The 26,401-nt window shown below is 67.1% G+C and carries 30 protein-coding genes and 1 tRNA gene; 13 read left to right on the forward strand and 18 right to left on the reverse strand.

The window, feature by feature from the left end; genetic code table 11:
* On the reverse strand, positions 1–363 hold a 363-nt coding region (locus tag A5658_RS11815; protein WP_156751401.1), incomplete at its 3' end, for a LysR family transcriptional regulator.
* Between the two features lie 112 nt (positions 364–475).
* On the opposite strand from A5658_RS11815, the gene A5658_RS11820 reads away from it, so the two are divergent.
* Positions 476–1,225 (forward strand): SDR family oxidoreductase, encoded by a 750-nt coding sequence (locus tag A5658_RS11820; RefSeq protein WP_067334530.1) that lies wholly within the window; start codon positions 476–478, stop codon positions 1,223–1,225.
* 3 nt (positions 1,226–1,228) lie between these two features.
* On the opposite strand, the gene A5658_RS11825 is transcribed toward A5658_RS11820, so the two are convergent.
* The 7 genes from A5658_RS11825 to aceE all read right to left on the reverse strand — a co-directional run bounded on the left by A5658_RS11825 (position 1,229) and on the right by aceE (position 10,901).
* Positions 1,229–2,650 carry an acyl-CoA carboxylase subunit beta gene (locus A5658_RS11825; protein WP_067334534.1) on the reverse strand — a complete coding sequence of 474 codons (1,422 nt, stop codon included), beginning with the start codon at positions 2,648–2,650 and terminating at the stop codon, positions 1,229–1,231.
* A 31-nt stretch (positions 2,651–2,681) separates the two neighbouring features.
* Positions 2,682–3,950, reverse strand: coding sequence for a 3-oxoacyl-ACP synthase KasB (kasB, locus tag A5658_RS11830; protein ID WP_067334537.1), 1,269 nt, complete (start codon positions 3,948–3,950; stop codon positions 2,682–2,684).
* A 28-nt stretch (positions 3,951–3,978) separates the two neighbouring features.
* A complete protein-coding gene (gene kasA / locus A5658_RS11835; RefSeq protein ID WP_067334541.1) occupies positions 3,979–5,229 on the reverse strand; it encodes a 3-oxoacyl-ACP synthase KasA in 1,251 nt (416 codons plus the stop codon).
* Positions 5,226–5,534 (reverse strand): meromycolate extension acyl carrier protein AcpM, encoded by a 309-nt coding sequence (gene acpM, locus A5658_RS11840; protein ID WP_067334544.1) that lies wholly within the window; start codon positions 5,532–5,534, stop codon positions 5,226–5,228. Before acpM ends, kasA begins: the two co-directional genes overlap by 4 nt.
* A gap of 101 nt (positions 5,535–5,635) precedes the next feature.
* Positions 5,636–6,544: an ACP S-malonyltransferase gene (locus A5658_RS11845; RefSeq protein ID WP_067334548.1), complete on the reverse strand. Its 909-nt coding sequence runs from the start codon at positions 6,542–6,544 to the stop codon at positions 5,636–5,638.
* A gap of 128 nt (positions 6,545–6,672) precedes the next feature.
* The gene (locus tag A5658_RS11850; protein WP_067334551.1) at positions 6,673–7,971 is read right to left on the reverse strand and encodes a CdaR family transcriptional regulator; all 1,299 of its coding nucleotides are present in this window, start codon (positions 7,969–7,971) and stop codon (positions 6,673–6,675) included.
* A gap of 137 nt (positions 7,972–8,108) precedes the next feature.
* Positions 8,109–10,901 carry a pyruvate dehydrogenase (acetyl-transferring), homodimeric type gene (aceE, locus tag A5658_RS11855; protein ID WP_067334554.1) on the reverse strand — a complete coding sequence of 931 codons (2,793 nt, stop codon included), beginning with the start codon at positions 10,899–10,901 and terminating at the stop codon, positions 8,109–8,111.
* A gap of 220 nt (positions 10,902–11,121) precedes the next feature.
* Here aceE and A5658_RS11860 point away from each other — a divergent pair, with 220 nt between their 5' ends.
* The 4 genes from A5658_RS11860 (at position 11,122) to A5658_RS11875 (ending at position 12,795) form a co-directional block, all read left to right on the forward strand.
* Positions 11,122–11,694: a hypothetical protein gene (locus A5658_RS11860; RefSeq protein ID WP_067334558.1), complete on the forward strand. Its 573-nt coding sequence runs from the start codon at positions 11,122–11,124 to the stop codon at positions 11,692–11,694.
* A gap of 98 nt (positions 11,695–11,792) precedes the next feature.
* Positions 11,793–12,215 carry a DUF3052 domain-containing protein gene (locus A5658_RS11865; protein WP_067334561.1) on the forward strand — a complete coding sequence of 141 codons (423 nt, stop codon included), beginning with the start codon at positions 11,793–11,795 and terminating at the stop codon, positions 12,213–12,215.
* A complete protein-coding gene (locus A5658_RS11870; RefSeq protein ID WP_067334564.1) occupies positions 12,215–12,676 on the forward strand; it encodes a peroxiredoxin in 462 nt (153 codons plus the stop codon). The genes A5658_RS11865 and A5658_RS11870 overlap by 1 nt, the downstream gene beginning before the upstream one ends.
* 44 nt (positions 12,677–12,720) lie before the next feature.
* Positions 12,721–12,795 (forward strand) — tRNA-Val (locus tag A5658_RS11875).
* A gap of 19 nt (positions 12,796–12,814) precedes the next feature.
* Here the strand turns inward: A5658_RS11875 and A5658_RS11880 are convergent.
* Both A5658_RS11880 and A5658_RS11885 read right to left on the reverse strand, forming a co-directional pair.
* The gene (locus A5658_RS11880) at positions 12,815–13,663 is read right to left on the reverse strand and encodes an Ig-like domain-containing protein (RefSeq protein ID WP_067334567.1); all 849 of its coding nucleotides are present in this window, start codon (positions 13,661–13,663) and stop codon (positions 12,815–12,817) included.
* A 25-nt stretch (positions 13,664–13,688) separates the two neighbouring features.
* A complete protein-coding gene (locus tag A5658_RS11885; protein WP_067334570.1) occupies positions 13,689–14,717 on the reverse strand; it encodes a glycoside hydrolase family 6 protein in 1,029 nt (342 codons plus the stop codon).
* A 130-nt stretch (positions 14,718–14,847) separates the two neighbouring features.
* Between A5658_RS11885 and A5658_RS11890 the strand changes: the two genes are divergently transcribed.
* On the forward strand, positions 14,848–15,138 hold the full coding sequence (locus tag A5658_RS11890; RefSeq protein WP_082993108.1) for a hypothetical protein: 291 nt from the start codon (positions 14,848–14,850) through the stop codon (positions 15,136–15,138).
* 66 nt (positions 15,139–15,204) lie between these two features.
* Entirely contained in the window at positions 15,205–15,717 is a 513-nt protein-coding gene (locus tag A5658_RS11895) for a nitroreductase/quinone reductase family protein (protein ID WP_067334573.1), read from the forward strand.
* A gap of 2 nt (positions 15,718–15,719) precedes the next feature.
* Here the strand turns inward: A5658_RS11895 and A5658_RS11900 are convergent, their stop codons facing one another.
* The 4 genes from A5658_RS11900 to A5658_RS11915 all read right to left on the reverse strand — a co-directional run bounded on the left by A5658_RS11900 (position 15,720) and on the right by A5658_RS11915 (position 18,280).
* A complete protein-coding gene (locus A5658_RS11900) occupies positions 15,720–15,935 on the reverse strand; it encodes a hypothetical protein (RefSeq protein ID WP_231997288.1) in 216 nt (71 codons plus the stop codon).
* Between the two features lie 202 nt (positions 15,936–16,137).
* Positions 16,138–17,142: a zinc-binding dehydrogenase gene (locus tag A5658_RS11905; RefSeq protein ID WP_067334579.1), complete on the reverse strand. Its 1,005-nt coding sequence runs from the start codon at positions 17,140–17,142 to the stop codon at positions 16,138–16,140.
* A 2-nt stretch (positions 17,143–17,144) separates the two neighbouring features.
* A complete protein-coding gene (locus A5658_RS11910) occupies positions 17,145–17,837 on the reverse strand; it encodes a cutinase family protein (RefSeq protein WP_082993109.1) in 693 nt (230 codons plus the stop codon).
* A 47-nt stretch (positions 17,838–17,884) separates the two neighbouring features.
* The gene (locus tag A5658_RS11915; RefSeq protein ID WP_067334583.1) at positions 17,885–18,280 is read right to left on the reverse strand and encodes a VOC family protein; all 396 of its coding nucleotides are present in this window, start codon (positions 18,278–18,280) and stop codon (positions 17,885–17,887) included.
* A 138-nt stretch (positions 18,281–18,418) separates the two neighbouring features.
* Here A5658_RS11915 and A5658_RS28065 point away from each other — a divergent pair, with 138 nt between their 5' ends.
* Positions 18,419–18,568: a hypothetical protein gene (locus tag A5658_RS28065; RefSeq protein ID WP_156751402.1), complete on the forward strand. Its 150-nt coding sequence runs from the start codon at positions 18,419–18,421 to the stop codon at positions 18,566–18,568.
* Between the two features lie 3 nt (positions 18,569–18,571).
* Here the strand turns inward: A5658_RS28065 and A5658_RS11920 are convergent, their stop codons facing one another.
* Entirely contained in the window at positions 18,572–19,387 is an 816-nt protein-coding gene (locus A5658_RS11920) for an oxygenase MpaB family protein (protein WP_067334587.1), read from the reverse strand.
* A 63-nt stretch (positions 19,388–19,450) separates the two neighbouring features.
* Here A5658_RS11920 and A5658_RS11925 point away from each other — a divergent pair, with 63 nt between their 5' ends.
* Positions 19,451–20,392, forward strand: a complete 942-nt coding sequence (locus tag A5658_RS11925; protein WP_067334653.1) for a cobalamin biosynthesis protein — start codon at positions 19,451–19,453, stop codon at positions 20,390–20,392.
* Here A5658_RS11925 and A5658_RS11930 read toward each other — a convergent pair.
* From A5658_RS11930 to A5658_RS11940, 3 genes are read right to left on the reverse strand one after another with little or no spacing between them, the layout of a single operon-like run.
* Complete coding sequence (locus A5658_RS11930; RefSeq protein WP_067334590.1) at positions 20,364–21,188, reverse strand: SURF1 family protein; 825 nt, start codon at positions 21,186–21,188, stop codon at positions 20,364–20,366. The genes A5658_RS11925 and A5658_RS11930 overlap by 29 nt on opposite strands.
* Positions 21,188–21,682 (reverse strand): low molecular weight protein-tyrosine-phosphatase, encoded by a 495-nt coding sequence (locus A5658_RS11935; RefSeq protein ID WP_067334594.1) that lies wholly within the window; start codon positions 21,680–21,682, stop codon positions 21,188–21,190. The genes A5658_RS11930 and A5658_RS11935 overlap by 1 nt, the downstream gene beginning before the upstream one ends.
* Positions 21,675–22,328, reverse strand: a complete 654-nt coding sequence (locus A5658_RS11940) for an HAD-IA family hydrolase (RefSeq protein ID WP_231997290.1) — start codon at positions 22,326–22,328, stop codon at positions 21,675–21,677. The genes A5658_RS11935 and A5658_RS11940 overlap by 8 nt, the downstream gene beginning before the upstream one ends.
* A gap of 59 nt (positions 22,329–22,387) precedes the next feature.
* Between A5658_RS11940 and cobC the strand changes: the two genes are divergently transcribed.
* Genes cobC through A5658_RS11960 form a run of 4 tightly spaced genes read left to right on the forward strand, consistent with a single transcriptional unit; the run spans position 22,388 to position 26,386 of the window.
* Positions 22,388–23,437, forward strand: a complete 1,050-nt coding sequence (gene cobC / locus A5658_RS11945) for an Rv2231c family pyridoxal phosphate-dependent protein CobC (RefSeq protein WP_231997291.1) — start codon at positions 22,388–22,390, stop codon at positions 23,435–23,437.
* Entirely contained in the window at positions 23,434–24,573 is a 1,140-nt protein-coding gene (locus A5658_RS11950; protein WP_067334601.1) for a Nif3-like dinuclear metal center hexameric protein, read from the forward strand. The genes cobC and A5658_RS11950 overlap by 4 nt, the downstream gene beginning before the upstream one ends.
* Positions 24,570–25,304 (forward strand): zinc ribbon domain-containing protein, encoded by a 735-nt coding sequence (locus A5658_RS11955; RefSeq protein WP_067334604.1) that lies wholly within the window; start codon positions 24,570–24,572, stop codon positions 25,302–25,304. The genes A5658_RS11950 and A5658_RS11955 overlap by 4 nt, the downstream gene beginning before the upstream one ends.
* Positions 25,301–26,386, forward strand: coding sequence for a bifunctional RNase H/acid phosphatase (locus A5658_RS11960; protein WP_067334607.1), 1,086 nt, complete (start codon positions 25,301–25,303; stop codon positions 26,384–26,386). The genes A5658_RS11955 and A5658_RS11960 overlap by 4 nt, the downstream gene beginning before the upstream one ends.
* Positions 26,387–26,401: the final 15 nt, after the last annotated feature.

The raw sequence follows: 26,401 nt of genomic DNA on the forward strand, positions 1-26,401 counted from the left end.
TGCCAGCATCGCGTAGACCTCGTTGTTGTCGATCGCCGGGGAGTGCCCCACCACGAACTCATCGGGCTCCTCACTGGCCGCCGCCCGAGTGTGCGCCGCGATCGTACGCGCAGCCGCGAGCAACGTGCGGCCCTCTTCGAGCAGCGTCTGCCCGGCCCGGGTCGGTGCGATCCTGCGGCCGGTGCGCACCAACAACGTTGCGCCGACTTGCTTCTCGAGCTGTTGCACCGAACTGCTCAGCGCCTGCTGGGACAGGTGCAACTGTGCGGCCGCGCGGGTGAAGCCGGAGGCATCGACGACGGCGATGAAGTGCCGTAGGCGGCGCAGGTCCGAGAGGCCGTCGTCGACCAGTGAGGCAGGCATCCGCCGACTCTATCCACAAATCATGCTTGTCGAAACGTCGACAATCACTGTTTCTCATTTGTCCCGGCGCCACCTAGATTCGTGTCGACACGAAAGAGGGGAGTGCCGTGCCATGAGCAACCTGACTGGTAAATCGGCCGTGGTGGCCGCCGGAGCCAAGAACCTGGGCGGTTTGATCAGTACCACGCTGGCCGACAAAGGCGTCAACGTCGCGGTGCATTACAACAGCGCATCCACCGAGGCGGACGCCGACAAGACCGTCGCCGCGGTGCAAGGCGCGGGCGTCAAAGCGATCAAAGTCCAGGGCGACCTGACCAAGCCGGACAACGTCACTAAACTCTTCGACGCGGCGGTGGATGCCTTCGGCGCCGTCGACATCGCGATCAACACGGTCGGCAAGGTACTGCGCAAGCCCATCGTCGAAACGACCGAAGCAGAGTACGACTCGATGTTCGACATCAACTCCAAAGCCGCATACTTCTTTCTGCAGCAGGCAGGTAAACGCCTAAACGACGGGGGATCGGTGGTCACCATCGTGACTGCGCTGCTTGCCGCGTTCACCGACGGGTACTCCACCTACGCTGGCGCGAAGAGCCCGGTCGAGCACTTCACCCGGGCGGCCGCCAAAGAGTTTGGTGTGCGCGGTATTTCGGTGAACAACGTCGCACCCGGTCCGATGGACACGCCATTCTTTTACGGCGAGGAGACGCCCGAGCGCGTCACGTTCCACAAGTCGCAGGCGATGGGCAACCGGCTGACACTCATCGAGGACATCGCGCCGCTGGTGGTATTCCTGGCGGGCGACGGCCATTGGGTGACCGGGCAGACCATCTTCGCCAACGGCGGCTACACCACGCGCTGAGCTTTACAGCGGGATGTTCTTGTGCCGCCCGCGCCGTGCCGGCGCTTCGGCCAGCGCCTCGGTGATCTTGCCGCGGGTGTGGGCCGGGTCGATCTTCTCGTCGACCACACCGATCTCGATGGCATTGTCGACGCCACCGGCGATCCGCTCGTGCTCGGCGGCAAGCTCCTCGTGCAACGCCTCGCGCTCATGGTCGGGCGCGGCGGCCAGCTTCTTCTTGTGCAGAATGCCGACGGCCGCCTTGGCGCCCATCACCGCAACCTCGGCGTCCGGCCACGCGAACACCTTGGTAGCGCCCAACGAACGCGAGTTCATCGCAATGTAGGCCCCGCCGTAGATCTTTCGGGTCACCAGCGTGACTCGCGGAACGGTGGCCTCGCCGAAAGCGTGCAGCAGCTTGGCCCCGCGGCGGACGACTCCGCCCCATTCCTGGTCCACACCGGGCAGATAGCCGGGCACGTCGACGACCACGATCAGCGGGATACCGAACGCGTCGCAGAGCCGCACGAAACGTGCTGCTTTCTCGGCGCTTTCGGAGTTCAAGCAACCACCCAGCCGCAATGGGTTGTTGGCCAGCACGCCCACCGAGCGTCCGGACAACCGGCCCAGACCGACCACCATCGAGGGCGCCCACTTGGCCTGAAACTCGTCGAACGGAGCGTCGTCGTCGAGCAGCGCGTTGACCAGCGGGTGGACGTCGTAAGCCCGTCGCGGCGAATCCGGTAGGAGAGCGTGCAGGTCGGTCTCGTGCGCCTCGGCTTTACTGCGGTCGAAATGACCCTGCTGGCAGAACAATCCGACCAATCGGCGACCGCGCTCATAGGCGTCGTCCTCGTCGTCGGCGACGATGTGGCACACCCCGGACTTCTTGTGGTGGGTGTCCGGTCCGCCCAGCGACGCCATGTCGACGTCTTCACCGGTGACGCTGCGGACGACGTCGGGTCCGGTGACGAACACCCGGCCCTCCGGCGCCATGATGACGACGTCGGTCAGCGCCGGCCCGTAGGCGGCACCGCCGGCGGCGAAGCCCACCACGACCGAGATCTGTGGGACGTAACCGGAAGCCCGGATCATCGCCTCGAACACCAAACCCACTGCGTGCAGGGCCTTTACGCCCTCTGCCAACCGGGCGCCGCCGGAGTGCCAGATGCCCACGATCGGGCTTTGCTCCTCGATGGCGGTGTCGTAGGCGTTGACGATGTGCGTGCAGCCCTCGAGCCCCATCGCGCCACCCATGACGGTGCCGTCGGTGGCAAATGCGATGGTGCGCACGCCGTTGACGGTTCCGCCCGCGGCGAGCACGCCGGAGCGGTCACGCTCGTGCAGCAGCTCGATGCTCCCGTTGTCGAAGAACCTGCTCAGGCGCAGCAGTGGGTCACGCGGGTCGAGCGACTCGTCGATCGCCTCAGGGGCCAGGGTCGTCATCGCAGGTCTCCTCGTCTGAAGTGCTGTTAGGTCAGTACCGGCCGAAGGTGAGTGCCACGTTGTGCCCGCCGAAGCCGAACGAATTGTTGACGGCGTACTTGAAGTCGCCCGTCCGCGGCTTGTCCGCCACCACGTCGAGGTCGATCTCAGGGTCGAGGTTCTTCAGGTTCAGCGTCGGCGGGATGACCTGGTCGCGCAGGGCCTGCACGGTCAGGATCGACTCCACGGCACCGACCGCGCCGACGGAGTGACCGAGCGCGCCCTTGGGGGCGTATACCGCCGCGTTGCCGCCGCCTGGCCCGAGGGCCCGGTTGATGGCCTTGCCTTCGGCCACGTCGCCGACCGAGGTACCGGTGGCGTGGGCATTGATGTGGTCGATGTCGGACGGCTTGAGCCCGGCCAGCTCGATCGAGCGGGTGATCGCATGACCCGCACGCTCACCGTTGGGATCGGGCGCCACCATGTGGAAGCCATCCGAGGTGACGCTCGCGCCCATCAGGCGGGCCAGAATGTTTGCGCCGCGGGCCTTTGCGTGCTCCTCAGTCTCGATGACCATCAGCGCGCCGGCTTCGCCGAACACGAATCCGTTGCGGTCCTTGTCGAACGGCCGACAGGCACCCGCTGGGTCATCGTTGCTGGTGGACAACACAATTCGCATCTGGGCGAAGCCCGCGATCGGCACCGCCTCGATCTTCGTCTCCACGCCACCGCAGATCGCGATGTCGGCTTCGCCGAGGGCGAGCTGCTGCCAAGCGCGGGCGATACCTTCCGAACCGGACGCACATGCCGAGATCGAGGTCATCACACCGGCCTTGGCCTGGTGCTGCAGCCCGACCGTCGCGGCCGCGGCGTTCGGCATGTACATCTGCACGACCAGCGGAGAGACCGCTCGCAAACCCTTTTCGCGCATCGCGTCGTAGGCGAAGATCAACTCCTCGCTGGACCCGATGCCGGTGCCGATCGACACCGCCAACCGATTGGCGTCGACCTCGGGTGAACCGGCGTTTTCCCACACCCGCCGGTTCAACACCGTGGCCATCTTCTGCAGATAACCCATCCGGCGGGCCTCGACGCGGTTCAACTGGCTGTCGAACTCCTCGAGGAGATGCCCCCCGATGCGGACCGGAAGGTCGAACTCCTCGACGAATGGATCATCGAGGGTGCGGATCCCGCTTTGGCCGTCCAGCAGCATCTTCCACGTGGTCTCGGCATCGGTTGCGAGAGCGGTCGTCATCGCGACGCCGGTAACGACGATGTCGGGGAAACCGTTCCCCGTAGCCAACTTTGACGAAGTGGTCATGGGCCCTACGAATGTGCCTTTCTTGGTGTCAGTACCGCCCGAAGGCCAACGCGACGTTGTGGCCGCCGAAACCGAACGAGTTGTTGATGGCGTACTGGTACTCGCCATAACGTGGCTCGCCCGCGACGACGTCGAGGTCGATCTCGGGATCGGGGGTGGTGTAGTTAAGTGTCGGCGGAATTACGCCATCGCGCAGTGCGAGCACCGTCAGGATGGATTCCAGTGCGCCGACCGCGCCGATCGAGTGACCCAGCGCTCCCTTGGGCGCGTAGACCGCGGCCTCCGGGCATCCGGCTTCCCGGATGGCGTTGGCCTCAGCGGTGTCGCCGATCGGGGTGGCCGTCGCGTGCGCGTTGATGTGGTCGATGTCCTTGGGGGACAAGCCCGCCAACTCCAACGAGCGGGTCATCGCACGCCCGGCGCGGACACCGTCGGCGGCCGGGGCCACCATGTGGAACGCGTCCGACGTGATGCCGGCACCCATCAACCTGGCCAGTGGCTTGGCGCCACGGGCCTTGGCGTGCTCTTCGGTCTCGATGATCATCATCGCGCCGGCTTCGCCGAACACGAACCCGTCACGGTTCTTGTCGAACGGCCGAGAGGCGCCCTCTGGGTTGTCGTTGTTGGTCGACATCGCGCGCATCATCGAGAACGCCGCGATCGGCAGTGCCTCGATGTTGCCCTCGACGCCACCACAGACCGCGAAGTCCGCGTCGCCCATGACGATCTGCCGCCACGCGTGCGCGATGGCCTCTGAGCCCGACGAACAGGCTGACACCGGCGTGAGCACCCCGGCGCGGGCGCCGAGTTGCAGGCCGACGACGGCGGCGGCGCCGTTGGGCATGATCATCTGCACGGCGAGCGGGGACACCTTGCGGGGCCCGCCCTCGTTCATCAGGTCATAGGTCTCGACGATCTTCTCGGCGCCGCCCAGTCCGGTGCCGATCACGACCGCGAAGCGGTCAGGGTCGACCTCGGGGCTGCCGGCTGACTCCCAGAGCTGACCGCTGAGGTGCTTGGCCAGTCGCTGGACGTAGGACATGCGTCGCAGGTCCAGTCGGCCCATGTGGTCGTCGACAGGATCTTTGAGGTGGCCGCCGATTTTCACCGGCAGGTCCCACTTGGTGACGAACTCGTCCTCGAGCACGCGGATGCCGGATTCCCCGGCGAGCAGACCCTTCCACGTGCTTTCGATATCAGGCGCGATCGACGTCGTCGCCTCGACGGCGGTTACCACAACATTGGGGTAACCGCCGTTAGCAGTGGAAGGTTTTGTCACTTGCTCTCAGCCTCTGCCTCGAACTTGGCGCGCAGCGCCTGAGCGGCCTCGGGGTTCTCTTCTTCCAGCTTCTGGATGTAGTTCACGACGTCACCGACGGTGCGCAGACCGGCGAGGTCCTCGTCCGGGATCTTCACGCCGTACTTGTCTTCGGTCTGCACGGCGATCTCCACCATCGACAGCGAGTCGATGTCCAGGTCGTCGACGAACGACTTCTCCGGGGTGATCTCCGAGGGCTCGATACCGGTGACCTCTTCGATGATCTCGGCGATACCGGCGATGATTTCTTCCTGGCTGACGGACACGTTGTGTTTCCCTTCGTAATATGTTGTGTACTGCTGATTTACGTGCTGTATGCGGTTGTGATGGCGGAAGGGCTCAGCGATTTGGCTTATTTGCCAAGTGCTTACAGGCTTGCCAAACCGTCCAGGTCTGCGGGGGCTTTGACGGGGTGCGTCGGGGTCCCGCGGAGTTCACGCTTGGCGATGCCGGATAGGGCTCCCGCCGGCGGGAATTCGACAATCGCGGTCACGCTGCGCTGACGCAGCGTCTCGGAGCACAGGTCCCAGCGCACCGGCCGGGTCAGTTGTGCAACAAGCTTTTCCATCGCATCGGCGGCCGAACTCACCGGCTGGCCGTCGCGATTGGACAGCAACACTGCGGTCGGCTCGGCGGTCGCGACGTTTTGCGCGGCCGCGGCGTAACCGTCGAGAGCCGAAGCCATGAACTCGGTGTGGAAGGCGCCGGCCACGCCCAGCGCGCGAACGCGGGCCTTCTCCGGCGGGTCTTCGGCGAGCTTGTCCAGCGCGCTCAGCCGGCCGGCGGCCACGATCTGGCCGGCGGCGTTGCGGTTGGCCGCAATCAGGTCGAGTTGTTCCAGGCGCGCGAGCACCGCGGCCTCGTCGCCGCCGAGCACCGCCGACATTCCGGTCGGCTCGTTGGCGCAGGCCTTGGCCATCTCGGCGCCGCGGGTGGCGGCCAGCGCGACGGCGTCGTCAGCGGAGAGCACCCCGGCGATCGCGTAGGCGGCGATTTCACCGACCGAGTGGCCGGCCACGATGACCTCTTTGTCGGCGAGCAGACCGCGCGTCGTCAGCTCCTGGTACGCGAGCAGCGTGGCCGCGACGATCAGCGGCTGGGCGATCGCGGTGTCGGTGATCTCCTCGGTGGAGGCGGTGGTGCCCAGCCTGGCGAGGTCCAGTCCACTGGCCGTCGACCATGACGACAGTCGGTCCGCGGCGCCGGGCAACTCCAGCCACGGCGACAGCATCCCCTCGGTCTGCGACCCTTGGCCGGGCGCCAGCAACGCAATCACGTTATTAAGGGAACACTGTGAACACGTCTTCGCGCCGTGTAAAGGATTATGAACCTTGTCTTATGTTTTTGTGGAAACTCCACAAAACGGCACGTGATGCGACGTGTTCGATATCGTGCCGCAATCTGTCACCCGGCTGGGGCGGTCCCCGACGGCGCGACCAGGTCCTTTTCCACCGGCGGGGTGACGGGTGTCACGATGTTGCCGACAGCGCTGGACTGCTGCGCCTGGTATGCGAGGTGTCCGACCGTCGCGGCGATCCGTAGGACATACGCGTCGCGCGGCACGGTCGGATCGCGGCCGGTGAAGTCGGCGATGCGGCGCAGCCGGTACCGCACGGTGTTTGGATGAACGAACAACTTGCGGGCACAAGCTTCGATGGCGCCGCCACAATCGAGGTAGGCGTCCAGGGTCTCGGTGAGCGTCGGACCGGCGTCGCCGAGCGGTCGCATGACGTCGGTGTGCAAGGCCGCGATGGCCGCCGAGTCGCCCATCAGCGCCCGTTCGGGCAGCAGTTCGCGGGCCAGGACGGGCCGCGGCGCGCCCCGCCAGCCGGCCACCGCGTTCATGCCGGAGATCGCCTCGCTGGCGCTGTGGTAGGCCGCCGTCAGCATCGGCGCCGTCGGCCCGATCACCACTGGACCGTCGGAGAAGGCATTCAGCAGGGCGCCGAACACCTTGTCGGTCGGTGTCAGCTGGCCGGAGACGATCGCCACCAGGTAGGTGCCGTGCACGTCGGTGAGCGCGGCGCGACCGTGGCGCGTGGCGATGTCACGCACGTCCTGGCTGGCGTGGGTTTCCCGCTCCGGCGCCGGCGTGCCCACCACCACGGTCGCAGGGGCATTGGTGTCCCAGTTCAGGGCAGCTGCGCGAGACAGCAGTTCGGGGCCGGTGTCGCCGCGCACCACGGCGTCCACGACGGTGGCCTCCATCCGGCTGTCCCAGCTTCCGCGCGCCTCGGCCGCGTCGGCGTAGGCCGTTGCCGCGCTGAATGCCAGGTCGCGGCTGTACTTCAGAATCCCAACCGTCAGCGCGGTCAGCTCTTCGTCGGAGCGGGCCAGCAGCGGCGCGACTTCCTCGAAGAATTCCATGGTGACCCGGATCAGCTCCGCCGAGTGGCGCAACGGCATCCGGCGGGTCAGGTCCTGCGGCAGCAGTTCGAACGCCTTCGCGGTGTAGTTGACGTTGCTGTGCGGGTCAGTCATCCACTCCACGAAGTTCGCGACCGCGGTTTGCACAACCAGCGCCAGGCTGGCCCGCTGGGACGCTTCCAGCTCGGCGAAGAACGGCAGCCGGTCCTGCATCGCGCTGACCGCTTCGCTGGAAAACCGGCCGGAGTACTGCTTGAGCCGGCGCAACAGCGACTCCGGGACGCTGTCCAGCAGGTCCAGCGTCGGCCGGGGTGTCGAGAACTGCTTGTCGACCATCCCTAAAAGCTACGCCGCTTTTCTGGATGTTTCCGCCAAGGCGGGGCGCGGGCCCTCAACCGAACGTGACGCTGCAGTCACGTTGGGCGCGGAGCGTGACTGCAGTGTCACGCTCGACGAGCCAACCGCGTACGCCGTCAGGCCCCCGGCCCGGGGTCGGAGGTCTGCTCGGGGGCGGCCTGCACGTCGTCGATGCGGTACTGCCGCGCGGCCGCCACCGGCACCGACGGATCGATCACGCCGTCGCGCGCCAGCGCCTCCAACACCGCGACGACCTGCGATTCGGCGTCGGTGTTGAAGTAGCGACGGGCCGCCGGACGGGTGTCGGAGAAGCCGAACCCGTCGGTGCCGAGTGTGACGTAGCTGCCCGGCACCCACGGCCGGATTTGCTCGGGGACGGCCCGCATCCAGTCCGAGACCGCGATGAACGGGCCGCTCGCTTTGGACAACGCCTTCGTCACATACGGCTCCTCGGCGGGCCGGTCCGGGTGCCGCAGCCGCTCTTGCTGGATCGCCACGCCGTCGCGGTTGAGTTCGCTCCAGCTGGTCACCGACCACACGTCGGTGGCGACGTCCCATTCGGCGGCCAGCATCTCGGCGGCCCGCAGCGCCGCGGGCATCGACACCCCGGACGCCAGGATGTTGGCCTGGTTCGTGCGAGTCTCGGTGGCCGGGCGGTACCGGTAGATGCCGCGCAACACGCCTTCGGGGTCGAAGTTCTCCGGCTCGGCGGGCTGCACGTACGGCTCGTTGTAGATGGTGAGGTAGTAGAAGACGTTCTCGGGGTTCTCGCCGTACATCCGGGCCAGGCCGCCTTCGATGATGTAGGCGATCTCGAAGGCGAAGGCGGGGTCGTAGGACAGCACCGCCGGGTTGGTGGCCGCCAGCAGCAGCGATTGACCGTCGGCGTGTTGCAGCCCTTCGCCGGTCAGCGTGGTGCGTCCGGCCGTGGCGCCGAGCAGGAAGCCGCGCGTCATCTGGTCGGCCGCGGCCCACAGCCCGTCGCCGGTCCGCTGGAAGCCGAACATCGAATAGAAGATGTAGATCGGGATCATCGGCTCGTTGTGCGTCGAATACGACGTCCCAGCCGCGGTGAACGAGGCCACCGAGCCGGCCTCGTTGATGCCCTCGTGCAGGATCTGGCCGACTTCACTTTCCTTGTAGGCCAGCATGAGATCGGCGTCGACGGCGGTGTAGAGCTGGCCGTTGCGGTTGTAGATCTTGAGCGACGGGAACCACGAGTCCATTCCGAACGTACGGGCCTCGTCGGGGATGATCGGCACGATGCGCGGGCCAATCTCCTTGTCGCGCAACAGTTCTTTGAAGGTCCGGACCGTCGCCATGGTGGTGGCGACTTCCTGGCTGCCCGACCCCTTCTTCAGCGGGGCGTAAATATCGCGCCCCGGCAGCCGCAGCGTCTTGGTCTTGGTGCGCCGTTCAGGCACGAAGCCGCCGAGCGCATGGCGCCGCTCGAGCAGATAGCGGATCTCCGGAGCCTCCGGGCCGGGATGGTAGTACGGCGGCAGGTAGGGATCCTGTTCGAGCTGGGAGTCGCTGATCGGGATTCGGATGGCGTCGCGGAAGTCCTTGAGGTCTTGCAGCGCAAGCTTTTTCATCTGGTGCGTGGCGTTGCGGCCCTGGAAGTGCGCGCCCAGCGAGTAACCCTTGATGGTCTTGGCGAGGATCACCGTCGGCTGACCATGGTGGTCGACGGCGGCCCGGTAGGCGGCGTAGACCTTGCGGTAGTCGTGACCCCCACGCTTGAGGTTCCAGATCTCGGCGTCGGTCATCGGTTCGACGAGCGCCTTGGTGCGCGGGTCGCGGCCGAAGAAATGGTCACGCACGTAGGCGCCGTCGTTGGCCTTGTAGGTCTGGTAGTCGCCGTCGGGTGTGGTGTTCATCAGGTTCACCAGCGCGCCGTCGCGATCGGCGTGCAGCAGGGCATCCCACTCGCGGCCCCACACCACCTTGATGACGTTCCAGCCGGCGCCACGGAAGAACGACTCCAGTTCCTGAATGATCTTGCCGTTACCGCGAACCGGGCCATCCAGGCGCTGCAGGTTGCAGTTGATGACGAAGGTCAGGTTGTCCAAGCCCTCGTTGGCGGCCACCTGGATCAGCCCGCGGCTCTCCGGTTCGTCCATCTCGCCGTCGCCGAGGAACGCCCACACATGCTGATCGGAGGTGTCCTTGAGGCCGCGGTCATGCAGGTAGTGGTTGAACCTGGCCTGGTAGATCGCATTCATCGGGCCCAGGCCCATCGACACAGTCGGGAACTCCCAGAAGTCGGGCATCAGCCGCGGGTGCGGATAGGACGGCAGGCCCCCGCCCGGGTGGCTGTGCTCCTGCCGGAAGCCGTCGAGCTGGTCGGTGGTCAGCCGGCCCTCCAGGAAAGCCCGGGCATAGATGCCGGGGGAGGCATGGCCTTGGATGAACACCTGGTCGCCGCCGCCGGGATGTGACTTGCCCCGGAAGAAATGGTTGAAGCCGACCTCGTAGAGCGCCGCCGACGACGCATAGGTCGAAATGTGGCCGCCCACACCGACTCCCGGGCGCTGAGCGCGGTGCACCATGATCGCGGCGTTCCATCTGATCCAGGCTCGGTAGCGGCGTTCGACGTCCTCGTCGCCGGGGAACCATGGCTCCATCTCGGTCGGGATCGTGTTGACGTAATCGGTGGACGTCAGCGACGGCAGCGCGACTCGCTGCTCGCCGGCCCGCTCCAGTAGCCGAAGCATCAGGTAGCGGGCGCGCGCCGGGCCGGAGCGCTCCAACATCTCGTCGAAGGATTCCAGCCACTCGCCGGTTTCCTCGGGATCGATGTCGGGCAGATAGGACGCGACGCCTTCGCGGATCACCCGCACGCGGTCGGGTTCGCTTGCGCCGGTTGGGTTTTTCGCCAGATCGTGGCGGACGAACTCGGTGGTCAACGCACTGCTCCTTAGTAGGCGGCCGACGGGCTTGTGGCTGGTCGAGCCGTCGCGGATTGACGTCTTCGGTGCTGTCTCGGTGCTCCGACCCCGGTGGGGGTTGCTCCTATCGTGCCGCACCGGATATCGGCGCGCGTAGGGCCCGGCTCGGCCGGTGCGCAACGCCGCGATGGTGGCGCGCGACGACGCGTCCCGACACCAACCGGTAACGTCGTAACCTGTGCGGATCGGATGGCTCGGTTGGCCGGGATGGCCCAGCGCTGCGCGTGCCGCGGGTTGTGTCGCGGCAGTCCTGATCGCCGTCGTCGGCTGCACAACCGTCACCGAGGGGGCCCCGGGCGCCGACGTCGCGATAGCTCCGGCCTATCGCGCATCGGTCTCCGCATCGGTCTCGGCCTCGGCGGCCACATCCAGCATCAGGGAGTCGCAGCGGCAGCGGTCGATCACCGTCGCGGCTGTCGTCAAGGCGTGTGAATCGTTTGCGATCAGCAGCAAAGAGGCCGTCGACCGGGTGAACGACTTCGTCGCCGCGTACAACCGCGGCGGCGACACCTCGGCGGCCGAACAGCCCGCCATCGACGCGCTCACCCACAGCGCCGACGCGGTCGAGGGCGATAGTAAGGGCCCGCTGTCAAAGCAACTGCGCGAGGCGCTCAACGGTTACGACGACGCCGCCCGCGAGGTGGCGAACGCGATCCGCTCGCACGCCGGGACCGACCAGTTCAACCAACGGGTCAATCAGCTCAACGATGCCAAGTCCGAAGCCGTGAAGCGTTGCCGGGCGTTCGGTTGAGTCGGCTGATGTGCAACGCTGCGCGCTATGCGACGATAAATTGCGTTACACCGCGTCTTTGACGCTCGAGCTGCTGGAACTGACAAGGAGGTCGCACGGTGGTGGCCGCGGATGACGCCCCGAGCTTTGCCCGCAAACTGGGCATCCAACCAGGGCAGGTTGTCCAGGAGTGGGGTTGGGACGAGGACACCGACGACGACATCCGCGCCGACGTGGAGGATGCGTGCGGTGGCGAGTTGCTCGACGAAGACACCGACGAGGTAATCGACATCGTCATGCTGTGGTGGCGCGACGAAGACGGCGATCTGGTGGACACCCTTATGGACGCGATCGCATCACTCGCCGACGACGGCGTGATCTGGGTGCTGACACCCAAGACCGGCAAGCCAGGTCACGTGCAGCCCGCCGAGATCGCCGAGGCGGCGCCCACCGCCGGCTTGATGCCGACGTCGTCGGTCAACCTCGGCGACTGGAGCGCCAGCCGGCTGGTGCAACCCAAGTCGCGCGCGGCACGCCGCTGATGCTTCCGGTCGGTAGCACCGCACCGGACTTCACGCTGCTCGACCAGAACCGACAACCCGTCACTCTCAGCGACTTTCGCGGCGCCAAAGACGTGCTGCTGGTGTTCTTTCCGCTGGCCTTCACCGGCATCTGCCAAGGCGAGCTCGATCAGATCCGCGATCAGCTGCCCGACTTCGAGAACGACGGCCGCGCGGTGCTGGCCATCTCGGTGGGACCGGCGCCGACCCACAAGGTGTGGGCGACCCAAAGCGGGTTCCTGTTCCCGGTTCTCGCGGATTTCTGGCCACACGGCGCCGTCAGCCAGGCCTACGGCGTGTTCAACGACGAGGCCGGCGTCGCCAACCGCGGCACGTTCGTCATCGACCGGACCGGAACCATCCGGTTCGCCGAGATGAAGCAATCCGGTGAGGCTCGTGACCAGCGGCTGTGGGTCGACGCGCTGGCGGCGCTGAACGCCTGACCGTTTTGGGGCCGGGGCTATCGGACGGTATCTTTGCCCGGCACGGGCGCGTAGCTCAGTGGTAGAGCTCTGGTTTTACACACCAGCGGTCGGCGGTTCGATACCGTCCGCGCCCACCAGTCTTCGTGCAGTGTGGCTTTAGAGCTGCCAGTCGTTGGAGCCGTCGTGCCTGGAGTAGGTGCCGCCGCTGGTGTGGGTCACCACAATGGGATCTCCGGCGTTGAAGTTGTCGAAGAACCATTTCGCGTTGGACGGGCTGATGTTGATGCAGCCGTGGCTGACGTCGCGCTTGCCTTGGTCGTCGACTGACCACGGAGCGCTGTGCACGAAGTCGCCGCTGTCGTCGAACCGGACGGCCAGTTCGACCGTGGTCTTGTAGCCGTACGTCGAGTTGACCGGCACACCGTAGGTCGAGGAGTCCATGACGACCGACGGCATCTTCTCCTGGACGTAGTACGTGCCGTTCGGCGTCTGATGGCCGCCGGATGCCATCCCCATCGACATGGGAATCGTCTTCTCCACGGCCCCATTTCGGGTGACAGTCAACTGGTGCGTGGCGTCGTCAGCGGTCGCGAGAAGGGTGTCACCCGTCTGGAAGCTGGAGACTGTGCCACCCGCGTCGACGGTCACCGTGGTGTGCGCGGGCCAGAAGCTCAACGGGCGCCAGCGCAGCTGCGTCGGCTTCATCCAGTAGAACTTGCCGTCGACCGGTGGGTTCGACGTGATGTGGACGGCGTTCTCGGTGGCCCCGGCATCGTCGACCAGCCCGGGAAAGTTGATGATGATCGGCTGGGCCACACCCACCGTTGCTCCGTTGGCGGGGAAGATCCTCGGCGGAGGTGGGCCTGGAGGCGGCGGAGGTGGGCCCGGATTCTGGCCCGCCCCTGGATCGTCGGGCGGCGGATCCGCCAGCGCGGGAACCGCGCCCAGCACCAAGGCCAAGGCCACGGTCGAAGCAATACCGGCTGCTTTCAGGGCGGCGAACATTCGTTGTCCTCCAGTCGTTTTCGGGCTAGTGGCCCGCGCGAGCCAAGTCGACCGGACCGCCGCGGCGAGCCAAGTCGATGGCGTACTGATTCACGAACGTCCCGGCCGGCGGATCACCCTTGTCGCATGACCCGTCGGATTCACCGGGACGCTTGATCCACAAGTAGGCGTCGGCGTGGGCGCCAGCGGTGGCCGCGGTCGGCGGTGTGCCGAGTGCCCGGCCGTCGGGATTGCACCAGTCGAGTTTGGATGCGGGCGCGGGCCCGGCGCCGTTACGCGACGTGTCGATCACGTAGTGCGATCCGTTGGTGAGCCCCGAAATCGCTTCGCCGTAACCGATTTCGTCTTCGGTGGTGAAGAAGTTCGCGACATTCAAGCTGAAGCCCCGCGCGTGGCCGACACCGGCTTTGTTGAGCCTGTCGGCCATGTCCGCGGCGCTGTGCCACTTCAGGTGGCCGCCATCGACGTACACGGCCGCGGCCGGATTGCGAGTCAGCGTGTCGACGGCGTAGCGGACCAGGTCGTAACGTTCTTCGCGTTGGCCACCGGATAGGCAGTCGGCCATCGCGAGGGCGTCGGGTTCGACGATGATCGCCGCCTTCGACCCGCCCACTTGGGATGCGATTGTGTCGATCCAACCGCGGTATGCCTCGGCCGATCCCATGCCGCCGGCGGCGAAATTGCCACAGTCGCGGTGCGGGATTCCGTAAATCGTCAAGACCGGAATGGCGCCGGCGGCCGCCGCGTCGCCGGTGTACTTCGCGACCGTCGACGCCGACGAGCCGGGGACGATCCAGTACGCCTGGGGCGTGTTGGCGACCGCGGTCAGTTCGGGGCTCGGCGGATCGGCATGTTGCGCGGCGCGCATTGCCGCCGAGGTGGGGTTGACGTAGAAGGGGGCACCGGCCAGCGGGTTGGCTGCATCGGCCAAGCGCACCGTCGGCGCGCGAGGGGTCGGTGGTGGATCGGCTACGACGCCCGTGGCGACAATGGCGGCCACACTGAGAAGGGGAGAGATCCATCGCACGACTGCACGGGCAGCGGAGAACGTCACCTCTGGAAAATTAGTGCATGGGGCAACGAGCGCAAATCGCGGTCCTCGCTGACAACGTGAACTCGAGATGGCCCTGCCGTGACGTCCCGAGATTCGTCGCGCCGCTGCGCCCAGGCCGGGCTACAAATCAATGGTGAGCAACCACCACGTGAACCTGACGCCGCAGGAAAACTCGTTGATCGGCGAGAGCCATCCCGAAGCGCTGGAGCGCATGGATGAGAAGCAGCTCAAGGAGCTGCAGACTCGTCTGCGGGCCGCCCGCGAGAAGAACTTCAGCCTGCTGAAGCGCCAGGGTGCGGCCCGCGTGGAGGCGGAGGGCGCTCGCGGCGCCGCGCAGCCGGCCAACGAGCGACGGGGCGAGAAGGTGGAGGCCTTCGACGAGGCCCTTGCCCGGGTGGGCCATCGCCTCGACGCCATTTAGGCGCGCCTAACGGCGAATCTGCCGAACGTCGCTCACAGGTCTCGGGCGTGGTGAATAGTCCGCGCTATGAGCGAAGACGTGTTTCCCGATGTCCGGTGGGGTCGCAACCCCGGACGGCTGGTGTTGCGACCAATCACCGCCGTTCTCGGTTCGAGGGTGGGCGCCTGGTGTGTTCGCAAGTTGACGCCGCTGGATCACCGACTCCTGCGGCGAAGCCGCGGCCGCTTCACGATCTTCGGTCCGGTCGGTGTGCCGCTACTGCTGCTCACGACCACCGGTAGCAAAACGGGGCAGCGGCGCGAGATACCGCTGACCTATTTGCGTGAGGGCGACCGGTTGTTCCTGGTGGGCAGCAACTTCGGGCAGAGCCGTCATCCGGCTTGGTCGTCGAACTTGCTGGCGGATCCCAACGCATGGGTGACGATGGGCGGACACGAGATCCCCGTTGTCGCCCGGCGGTTGACCGGACCCGAGAGTGAGCGCATTTACCAAAGTTTCGCCGACTACGCCAGCAACTACACCGCGTACCGAGACCGAACCGACCGCGACATTCGGGTTTTCGAGCTGACGAAGCGCTGACGTTAGCCGCGGCCGCGCGGGCGTTGGCGACTGATGTATGTCATGACCCGTTCGCCGATCATCGCGAAAGCGTCGCCGTTGTCCGCGAGGTTGGCCAAACCGCCATGCTTGAGGAAGCCTTCCAGGCGCCGTTCGAACGGCCAGACGGCGTAGTCGTCGCTGCAGTAGGGAGAGTTCAGAAACCGGTGCACGACGCGATCAATCTCGGTGTCCGTCAACATCAGAGCCCTACCGGCACGGCCGTACCCGGGTCGCGACCGCCGGGTCCGGGCGGCATCGGAGAGTTGAACGACGTTCGGCGCAGTTTCGCCTGTCGCGGTCGGTGCGGGCTGCCCAAGTGATTGTGAATTCATGTCTATGACTGGTCGGGATGCCCGCTAGCCACGGTTTGCAAACGGCGCCAAATGCCAGGATCCCGGCTTAGGGGACCAGCACGACTTTGCCGACGTTCTCTCGCGCGGCGAGAATCCGGTGTGCCTCGGGCGCGTCGGCGAACGGCACCGCCGCGTGTACGACCGGAGATGCCGTGCCGTCCGACAGCGCCGCCGAGAGCGGGCCGATCCACGGCTCTAGGGTCCCGCGGTCGTCCCAGAGCCGCAGCATGTTGATGCCGACCACCGTCTTGGAGTCGCTGATCTGCGAGATCAGGCTCAGGCCGCGCAGCATGGCCAGCGCCTGCGGAGCCGCCCGTAGCAGCGACCGCTTCTCGCCCTGCTGCAGCGCCGAAAGCCCGTATGCGACAAGGCGTCCGCCGGGACGCAGCAGATTGAACGATCGCTTGAGCGACGTGCCGCCGAGCCCGTCGAGAACCATGTCGTAGGGGCCGAGGCCTTTCCACCAGCCGTCGCGGCGATAGTCGATGGCCTTGACGACGCCGAGGACCGAAAGCTGAGCGTGCTTGCCCGGGGACGCGGTGCCGTGGACGATCGCCCCTGCCGCCTTGGCGAGCTGAATTGCTGCGATGCCGACCCCGCCGGCCGCGGCATGCACCAGCACCTGCTCGCCGGCGCGCAACGAGCCATAGCCGAGAAGCGCCGCCCACGCCGTCGCGTAGTTGACCGGCACCGCTGCGCCCTGCTCGAAGCTCATCGAATCCGGAAGCGGCACAGTGTCGTTCGCGGCTGTGTTGACGATCTCGGCGTAGCCGCCGAATCTGGTTCCGGCCAGCACCCGCTGACCGACCCGGGTGGAATCGACGCCGTCGCCGACCGCCTCGATGATGCCGGCCACCTCGTAACCGACAACGCTGGGGACTTTGGGCGCGTCGGGGTAGAGGCCGACGCGCGCAAGATGGTCGGCGAAGTTCACGCCGGCCGCGCGCACCGCGATCCGCACCTGCCCGGCGGCGGGCGGCCCGGGGTCGGGGCGATCCTGTACCTGTAGCACCGACGGGGGACCGTGCTTGGTGATGACGACCGCGCGCACGGCTAGACGCGACTTGCGACGAAACCTGCCGCCTGAGCCGGCATTCCCGAATGCGGGTAGGAGAGATGCGCGGGGGAGTTCATCTCCTCGGGCGTGGGGATCGACATGCCCGCGTCGGTGGCGCAGATCGTGTCGCCGGGCGCGCACAGGTCGATGGTCTTGGCGCCGTACCACGGGCTGGCCGTCGACACCGACTGTCGCAGGTACCGGTCGGCCGGATTCCCGAAAAAGGCAAGGGCTGCAACGTGATTCGCTACATCTTCCGGCACCGTTTTGGGCTCGAATCCAGCGATCGGAAACTGGGCGATAGTGACTTGGTCGATCACCATCGAACCCTGGGAGTATCCGCCGAGCACCAGTTTGGTGCTGGGACAGCTGGCGGCCATCGACATGACGTGAGCATTCGCATCGTCGGTGCCCGCGTTGACGGACGGGACGAAATCGTAGGTGGCGGGGTAGTTGACCGGGTAGACCGCGATGGATCGGCCACCGACGTGCGTGCGCAGCGCATCGACGAATTCCTGGCCGACCACGCCGACGCCGGGCGGCTCGCCGGTGGCGCGTGCGAACGTCACGTCGATGTCGGGGCAGGGCGCCGCGGACGCGGTCGCGGACAGCGTTGGTGCGCCGAGCGGCGCCAGCATGGTCGTCACTATCACGGCGCCCGCCAAGTGGGCGATCTTCCGCGCGCTCATCCGTTTATGCTGGCACATCCGCGCGCCCGGTGGGGCGTCCTTTTCGGTCACCCCGGAGGTGCGAAGAACTCCAGCGCAACGCCGTCCGGGTCGCGGAAACTCAGACCCGAACCGTAGGGCGCGTCGACGATTCCGCCGTGCTGGATATGGAGCTCGTTGAGCCGCTCCATCCAGGTTTCGAGGTCGGCCCGGCTGGCGCAGCCGAAACCGACATGGTCGAGGCCGACCCGGAACTCGCTGAACCGCTCGTCGGGTGCCGGATGCTCGTGTTGGTGAATGCCGAGCAATGTCCCGCCCTCGAGGGCCCACACCAGGTGCCGGAATCCGGCGTCCGTGTGCTCGTCGAGCACAGGGTCGGCGTCGAACAGCCGGCGGTACCAGGGGCCGCTGACCGCCATGTCGCGCACGGTCACCGCGACGTGATTGAGTGCCGGAAAAGCCATGACTGGGATCTCCTTCTGGCCAAGTACCCTCGGCGGGCGCGCGTGAGGGCCTTTCAAGTGTGACGTACGTCTCATCGTTTGTCCGAGGGTGGCGAGCGCCACATTTACTTCGGCACTCTAATTAGGCAAGCTTGCTACATGACTTCGCAGCTGGCTTCCGAGCGCAAAGACTCCGACGTTCTGCCCAAGGACTTCGACGCCAACACCGGCCCGATCTTCCTGCAGCCGTGGTTCTGGCTGGCCATCGTGGGCGTGATCGGCATGGTCGCCCTCACCGTCTTCGGCTAGGACTCACACCACCCGCCATCCTCGGCGGGCGCGAAAGCGCATATCCCAAAGGTAGAGCCGATAGCCGAAAACCCACGCTTGGTGTGGAATCAGGTGGTCGGCCAACCGCAGGGCAGCAATCAACCACTCAAAGCGACGCTGCTGGGATTCTGACCAACCCAACTGCATCAAAGTGCGGAACTCCGGGGGCAGAAAGCCCGTCGTCGCAAACAGATTGAACGGCCCGACGAGCGCGCGCAATGGCCAGGGCAGAAACGCCATCATCGCGACCCCACGCAGATGCTCGCGGACCGGGGGATCGATGCGCAGATCTTCCAGCGACCGCTTCCAGTAGTCGTCGAACGCGACCCGGTCCGGTGGCCACATAGATTCGCGTACCTGGAGCGTGGTGCCCAAGCGGCGGGCGTCCCGATAGACCGCATCGGCGGTCGCGGCGTCCAGCGGGCCGTACAGGTACTCATGCTGGTCGACGAAGTAGCGGTACAGGCACGCCGCCACCCACAGCTGAAGCGTGGGATCGAAGGCGTTGTAGGACACCGGACTCGACGACGTCGAACGGACCTTGCGGTGCACGGTGTCGACCGCGGCGCGGATCAGCGCGCGGTCAGATTCGGTGCCGATCGCCGCTACGGCCAGATACGTTCCGGTGGTCCGGGCCCGTTTGAACGGATGCTTGTAGACGTTGCCGCTCTCGACCGGGCTCTCCAGCACGCCGTAGCCAACCCCCGGCAAGGACAGCTGCATGATCACATTGGCCGCCGGAAGCAGTACTGCCGCCGGATTCAGCAGGTCAGCGATGCGGGTCAGCTGTCGCTTCATCGGTAGCCGGGCTCCATCAGCCGAGTAGACCACGTGTGAGACGCTGCCGGAGTGTTTGGCACCATGCGGCAGAACCGGGTTGTCGGTGTGCTGCTGGGATACGTGGCCGACCTCGTGCTGGGCGACCCACGGGCGGGTCACCCGGTGGCTGGATTCGGCGCTGCGGCAAGCGCGCTCGAGCGCGTCACCTACCGCGATAGCCGGGCCGCCGGCGCGGGCTACGTGGCCCTGCTCGTCGGTGCCGTGAGCCTGCTCGGTGTCGCAATCGAGCGGCGGGCCCACCGCCGCGGAGCGTTCGCGTCGGTGATACTGACCGCGATGTCGACCTGGGTCGCGCTCGGCGGAACATCGCTGGCGCGCATCGGATCAGCGATGGGCGAGTTGCTGGGCGACGATGACCTGGACGGCGCCCGCCGGCTGCTGCCGTCGCTGTGTGGACGCGACCCGGAGACGCTGGATGCCGCGGGGCTGACCCGGGCGACGGTGGAGTCGTTGGCCGAGAACACCGCCGACGCGCAGGTAGCGCCGCTGCTGTGGGCGACCGCGGCCGGCGTGCCCGGCGTCCTCGGATACCGAGCTATCAACACGCTGGACGCCATGGTCGGACACCGGTCACCACGCTATGTTCTATTCGGTTGGGCCGCAGCACGATTGGACGATACAGCCAATTACGTCGCGGCCCGGCTGACAGCGGTTCTAGCGGCCGTCTGCGCACCGGTGGTGGGCGGCTCGCCGGTGCGGGCGGTGCGGGCGTGGCGCCGCGACGCCGGGCGCCACCCAAGCCCGAACGCCGGCGTGGTCGAAGCGACTTTCGCCGGCGCGTTGGGCGTCCAGCTCGGCGGCCCGACCCAGTATCACTACGAGCTACAGATCCGCCCGGCTCTCGGCGACGGTTCGCCGCCGACGCTTGCCGATGTGCAACGCGCCGTGCGGCTTTCGCGGACGGTGCAGGCCGCCGCCGCCGTGTTGGTATGTCTCAGCGTCGCCGTCCGTAGCGGTCGGTGAGTTTGTCTTGCACGGTCGCCGGGGTCGGCGTCTCCGCGGGCTTGGTGCCGTGCGCCTTTTCGGCCCGACGGGCCTGCACCTCGGCATACACGAAGTAGCCCAACAGAATCGGCGCGATCACGCCGAAGGTGATCCACTGGATGCCGTAGGACAAGAAGGGGCCCGCGTCCAGGTGAGGCAGGGCGATGACGCCCAGTCCGCCGGGTTGGTTGTCGACCAGCTGAAGATACGAGCCGGTCAGCGGGGTGTCGATCAGCGTCGCGATCTGGCTGGTGTTGATCGAATACACCTGGCGCACACCGTCGTGGGTGAACGACTTTTTGTCCAGCACCGGACCTTCGGAATCCCGCAGGCGCGCCGTAATGGTCACCGCGCCGCCGGGTGGTAGAGGGATCGGTGGCACCCGCGAGCCGGGCAACGGCCGCACATAGCCGCGGTCGACCAGCACGGTCGGGCCGCCGTCGACCACGAACGGCGCCAGCACTTCCATCGCCTGGTCACCCTCGGCGACCCGCAGCCGCGCCACCACCTGCTTGTCCGGAAGATAGTGTCCAGTCGCCGTCACGCGGCGCCATTGCCCGTCGGGGGCCGATGAATCCTGTTGTGGTAACAGGGTTTTCAACGGTACCGGCTCAGAGGTCAGCGAATGCTGAATCTGGTCGTTTTCCCGCGACGTCTTGGTGTTCTTCCCCAGCTGCCACGGCGCGAGCACGCTGAAGCACAAGTAGGTGAACGCGATCACCACGATGGCCAGCGCAATCCAGCCAGGGCGCAGCAGGAAGGCCAGCCTGCGCATCAGCCGCGCCCGTCCTTGGCGAGCCGCTCGTCGACCCAGGTGTGCAGTCCGGGTAGCGACGCCTCGATGGCGGCGAAGGTGACTTCGAAGTCGTGGTTGTCGCCGTAGTAGGGGTCGTCGACGTCGAGAACGAATGCCCCCGAGCGGGGGTCGAACGACCGCAGCATCCGGATCCGATCGGCGTCGACCCCGAGTTGTTGAAGAAGCGGCACGTGGTTGCGGGCCAGCGCGATCACCAGATCGGCGTTGATGTGGTCGATGTCGACCTGCGCCGCGCTGTGATCGGTGGGGTAGCCGTGCGCGCGCAGCACCCGGTTGGCTCGCTCGTCGGCCGACTTGCCGACGTGCCAGCCCGCGGTGCCCGCGCTGGTGACCCGCACGGCGTCGTCCAGGCCGCGCTCGGTGATCTGGTGGGCAAACATCTTCTCCGCCATGGGCGATCGACAGATGTTGCCGGTGCACACGAAGGTGATGTGCAGTTTCGAATCAGACACCCAAGGCCTTCCGCAGTTCGTCGATCGTGGCGACGTGCACCGCGCCGCTGGGTCCGTCGGCGAAATCGGACTGGCCGTAACCCCAGCCGACGACCACTGCGTCGATGCCGTGCGCTGCGGCACCTTCGACGTCGTGGCGGCGATCGCCCACCATCAGCACCCGCTCGGGCAGCGGCTGCAGTTGCGCCAACGCGTGCGCGAGCACGTCTGCTTTGGCGGCGCGGGTGCCGTCGACACTGGCGCCGGCGATCACATCGAAGTGTTCGTCGAGACCGAAGTGGGCCAGGATGCGCTGTGCGGTGGGCTCGGCCTTCGAGGTGGCCACCGCGAGACGTACCCCGGCGTCCCGCAGGTCGGCCAGCAGCGCGCCGATGCCGTCGAAGAGGCTGTTGATGGCCCAGCCGCGGGTGGTGTAGTCGGCGTAGTAAGCGGCGATTGCGGCCTCGGCGTGCTCGCCCAGATTCAAGGCCTCGAATGTGCGGAGCATCGGCGGTCCGACGATCTGGCTGGCCAGGTCGCCGTCGGGTACGGCGGCACCGATTTCGCCGAGCGCGTGGCGGAAGCTGGACACGATGCCCTCCGCGGAGTCGGTCAATGTGCCGTCGAGGTCGAAGATCACCAAATCTGCCGGGACCGTGCCTGTCACGTTCCCATTGTCCATGTCCCCGTACCCGGCCGCGTCGCGCGGTCGTTACTGTCTCAGATGTGGCGAATCTGGAGTCGAGCGTGTCGTTTCCGCTCACTGCGGCGCGCTATCACGGCGATCAGGCCGCCGAACCCGGCATGCTCGACTTCGCCGTCAACATCCGCCATGCCCAGCCACCTACCTGGCTGACGGACCGGCTGGCCGCCCGCCTACCCGACCTGGGGCGATACCCGGGAGCCGACGACGAGCGCGCGGCTCGTTCGGCCGTCGCCACCCGGCACGGCCGCGCCGTCGACGAGGTCGCGCTGCTGTCCGGAGCCGCCGAAGGATTCGCCCTGCTGGCCAACCTGCGGCCGACGCTGGCGGCGCTGATCGCGCCGTCCTTCACCGAGCCGGACGCCGCGCTGCGGTCGGCGGGCGTCGCGGTCCAGCACGTGGTGCTCGACCCGCCGTTCGGCCTCGCCGGCACGCGGGTGCCCGACGAGGCCGACCTCGTCGTGGTCGGCAACCCGACCAACCCGACCGGGGTGCTGCACACCCGCGAGCAGATCCGGTCGCTGCGGCGCCCCGGGCGCATCGTGGTGGTCGACGAGGCCTTCGCCGACGCGATCCCACGGGAGCCGGAATCGCTGGCCGGCGAGTCACTGCCGGATGTGCTGGTGCTGCGCAGCCTGACCAAGACGTGGTCGCTGGCCGGGCTGCGGGTGGGTTACGCGCTAGGCGCGCCGGATGTGCTGACGCGGCTGACCGCGACCCGCACGCACTGGCCGATCGGCAGCCTGCAGTTGACCGCGATCGCGGCATGTTGTGCGCCCGAGGCGGTCGCCGAGGCAGAGGCGGGCGCCCGTCGGCTGACGGCGATGCGCGCCGCTATGGTGGCGGGCTTACGCTCGGCCGGCATCGAGACAGTCGACGGCGACGCGCCGTTCGTGTTGTTCACCGTCGCTGACGCGTCGCTGCTGCGAAAGCACTTGCACGCCAAAGGAATTGCTGTTCGCCGCTGCGACACGTTCGTCGGCCTTGACGGTGGCCGCTACCTGCGCGCCGCGGTGCGGGCTGAGTGGCCGCTGCTGGTCGAGGCGATCGTGGACAGCGGGGTGGGGCGATGACGGTTCGACTCGGCGCGGTCGTCGAGGCGCTGAATGCGGCGTATCCGCCCGGGTTGGCCCAGTCCTGGGATTCGGTCGGCCTGGTCTGTGGCGACCCCGACGACGCGCTGAGCTCGGTGACCGTCGCGGTGGATGCCACGGCCGAGGTGGTCGATGCGGTTCCCGACGGCGGCCTGCTGCTGGCCCACCATCCGTTGCTGCTGCGGGGAGTGGACACCGTGGCCGCCAGTACCGCGAAGGGTGCGTTGATTCACCGGCTGATCCGCTCTGGCCGTTCGTTGTTCACCGCACACACCAACGCAGACGCCGCGTCCCCGGGCGTCTCGGATGCGTTGGCGGCCGCGCTCGGATTGACCGTCGAGGCGGTCCTGGAGCCCGCGCCGGCTCATCATGATCTCGACAAGTGGGTGATTTTCGTTCCGGTGGAGAATTCGGATGCACTGCGGGAGGCCATCTTTGCGGCCGGCGCCGGCCAGATCGGTGACTACTCGCACTGCGGTTGGAGCGTGACGGGCACAGGGCAGTTCCTGCCGCACGACGGCGCAAACCCGGCGATCGGCAGCGTCGGCGCGGTGGAACGGGTGGTCGAGGATCGGGTCGAAGCCGTCGCACCCTCTCGGCTACGACGGCAGGTGTTGACGGCGATGCGTGCCGCGCACCCGTACGAGGAGCCGGCCTTCGACGTCATCGCGCTAGCGCCGCTGCCCGGCGATGTCGGGCTGGGGCGGATCGGGTCGCTACCACAGCCAGAGTCGTTGAGCGCCTTCGTCTCCCGGGTCCGGACGGGCCTGCCGCAGACATCGTGGGGGGTGCGGGCGGCGGGCGATCCGGACACGACAGTATCGCGCGTCGCGGTGTGCGGCGGCGCGGGCGATTCGCTGCTGGGCGCCGTCGCCGCGGCCGACGTGCACGCGTATGTGACGGCGGACCTGCGCCATCACCCCGCTGACGAGCATCGCCGTGCGTCCGACGTTGCGCTGATCGACGTCGCCCACTGGGCCAGCGAATTCCCGTGGTGCGAACAGGCGGCCGACGTGCTGCGGTCGGCATTCGGCTCCGGATTGTCGGTCGACGTGTGCCGCATTCGCACCGACCCCTGGAACGTCGACAACACCGGCGTGGGAGAGGACGCATGAAAGCCGAAGTCGCACAACAGCGGTCGCTGCTGGAAATCGCCGAGCTGGACGCCGAGCTGGCCAAGATGGACCACCGCGCCGGTCATTTGCCCGAGCGCGCCGACGCCGAGCGGATTCGTACCGAACAGGTGGCTGCCAGCGACCGGCTGGGCGCGTTGCAGATTGCGTTGGAAGACTTGGACACTCAGGTGTCGCGTTTCGAGTCGGAGATCGACGGCGTCCGCCAACGCGAAGACCGGGACCGCGCGCTGCTGCAGTCCGTCGCGGATGCCAAGCAACTGTCGGACTTGCAACACGAGTTGGAGACGCTGCAGCGTCGCCAGTCCAGCCTGGAGGATTCGCTGCTGGAGGTGATGGAGCGTCGCGAGCAGCTGCAGACCCAGCGGGCCGCGGAAGAGGCCGTCATCGAGGGGCTGCAAGCCGACCTGTCCGCCGTGCAACAGGCGATCGACACCACACTTGCCGACATCGATCACCATCGCCGCGTCCACGCGTCGCGACGCGACGAGCTCACCGCCGCGCTGGCTCCCGACCTGCTCGCGCTCTACGAACGACAACGGGCCAACGGCGGTCCCGGGGCGGCGTTGATGCAGGGTGGCCGTTGCGGGGCATGCCGCATCGAGATCGACCGCGGCGAGCTGGCCCGAATCTCTGCGGCCCCGGAAGACGCAGTGCTGCGCTGCCCCGAATGCAGCGCAATCATGTTGCGGTTCAAGGGGATAAACCGGTGAAGGTCGTTGTCGAGGCCGACGGGGGATCGCGCGGCAACCCTGGACCGGCCGGCTACGGGTCGGTGGTGTGGAGTGCGGACCGGTCGATCGTGCTGGCCGAAGCCAAACAGGCAATCGGACAGGCGACCAACAACGTTGCCGAATACCGCGGCCTGATAGCGGGTTTGGAAGAGGCGGCCAATCTGCATGCGACCGAGGTCGCGGTGTCGATGGATTCCAAGCTGGTCATCGAGCAGATGTCGGGACGGTGGAAGGTCAAGCATCCGGACCTGGCCGAGCTGAACGCCCAAGCACGATCGCTGGCTTCGCGATTCGACCGGGTCAGCTACACGTGGATCCCGCGGGCCGAGAACTCCCACGCCGACCGGTTGGCCAACGAGGCCATGGACGCCGCTGCGGAAATGTCGGCGCAGACCGATGTACCTGCGGCCGAGACAGCGGCGGCGCCAGGATGGACCGGCGCTCGCGGAGCCGCCACCCGGCTGCTGTTGCTGCGGCACGGACAGACCGAATTGTCGGTGCAGCGGCGATATTCGGGACGCGGCAATCCGCCGCTGACCACGCTGGGGCGCCAGCAGGCCGACGCGGCCGCGAGGTATGTCGGGTCGCGCGGCGGGGTCGCGGCGGTGATCAGTTCACCGTTGCAGCGCTGTCACGACACGGCGACCGCCTCCGCCAAACGCCTGGGCCTCGACGTCGTGGTCGACGACGACCTGATCGAAACGGATTTCGGTGGATGGGAAGGGCTCACGTTCTCCGAGGCGTCCGAGCAGGACCCCGAACTGCACCGGCGTTGGCTGCGCGACACCAGCACCGAGCCGCCCGGCGGGGAGAGTTTCGATGACGTCGACAAGCGGGTCTCGCGGGCGCGGGATCGCATCGTCGCCGAATACGGCGGCAGCACGGTGTTGGTGGTGTCGCACGTGACCCCGATCAAAATGCTGCTGCGCGAAGCGCTCGACGCCGGGCCGGGCATTCTCTACCGGCTCCATCTGGATCTGGCGTCGCTGAGCATCGCGGAGTTCTACCCCGACGGGGCTTCGTCGGTCCGGCTGGTCAACCAGACCGGGTATCTGGGTTAGCGATCGTAGGCATTC

The sequence above is a fragment of the Mycobacterium sp. 1245111.1 genome, from assembly GCF_001673405.1.
Classification (GTDB): domain Bacteria; phylum Actinomycetota; class Actinomycetes; order Mycobacteriales; family Mycobacteriaceae; genus Mycobacterium.

What these genes read in the sequence shown, in the direction of transcription:
- A5658_RS11820 (WP_067334530.1), top strand. Translation starts at nt 476, where the DNA reads ATGAGCAACCTGACTGGTAAATCGGCCGTGGTGGCCGCCGGAGCCAAG.
- A5658_RS11825 (WP_067334534.1), bottom strand. Translation starts at nt 2,650, where the DNA reads ATGACGACCCTGGCCCCTGAGGCGATCGACGAGTCGCTCGACCCGCGT.
- kasB (WP_067334537.1), bottom strand. Translation starts at nt 3,950, where the DNA reads ATGACCACTTCGTCAAAGTTGGCTACGGGGAACGGTTTCCCCGACATC.
- A5658_RS11850 (WP_067334551.1), bottom strand. Translation starts at nt 7,971, where the DNA reads ATGGTCGACAAGCAGTTCTCGACACCCCGGCCGACGCTGGACCTGCTG.
- A5658_RS11870 (WP_067334564.1), top strand. Translation starts at nt 12,215, where the DNA reads ATGCTTCCGGTCGGTAGCACCGCACCGGACTTCACGCTGCTCGACCAG.
- A5658_RS11880 (WP_067334567.1), bottom strand. Translation starts at nt 13,663, where the DNA reads ATGTTCGCCGCCCTGAAAGCAGCCGGTATTGCTTCGACCGTGGCCTTG.
- A5658_RS11890 (WP_082993108.1), top strand. Translation starts at nt 14,848, where the DNA reads ATGGTGAGCAACCACCACGTGAACCTGACGCCGCAGGAAAACTCGTTG.
- A5658_RS11895 (WP_067334573.1), top strand. Translation starts at nt 15,205, where the DNA reads ATGAGCGAAGACGTGTTTCCCGATGTCCGGTGGGGTCGCAACCCCGGA.
- A5658_RS11910 (WP_082993109.1), bottom strand. Translation starts at nt 17,837, where the DNA reads ATGAGCGCGCGGAAGATCGCCCACTTGGCGGGCGCCGTGATAGTGACG.
- A5658_RS11915 (WP_067334583.1), bottom strand. Translation starts at nt 18,280, where the DNA reads ATGGCTTTTCCGGCACTCAATCACGTCGCGGTGACCGTGCGCGACATG.
- A5658_RS28065 (WP_156751402.1), top strand. Translation starts at nt 18,419, where the DNA reads ATGACTTCGCAGCTGGCTTCCGAGCGCAAAGACTCCGACGTTCTGCCC.
- A5658_RS11920 (WP_067334587.1), bottom strand. Translation starts at nt 19,387, where the DNA reads ATGAAGCGACAGCTGACCCGCATCGCTGACCTGCTGAATCCGGCGGCA.
- A5658_RS11925 (WP_067334653.1), top strand. Translation starts at nt 19,451, where the DNA reads ATGCGGCAGAACCGGGTTGTCGGTGTGCTGCTGGGATACGTGGCCGAC.
- A5658_RS11930 (WP_067334590.1), bottom strand. Translation starts at nt 21,188, where the DNA reads ATGCGCAGGCTGGCCTTCCTGCTGCGCCCTGGCTGGATTGCGCTGGCC.
- A5658_RS11950 (WP_067334601.1), top strand. Translation starts at nt 23,434, where the DNA reads ATGACGGTTCGACTCGGCGCGGTCGTCGAGGCGCTGAATGCGGCGTAT.
- A5658_RS11955 (WP_067334604.1), top strand. Translation starts at nt 24,570, where the DNA reads ATGAAAGCCGAAGTCGCACAACAGCGGTCGCTGCTGGAAATCGCCGAG.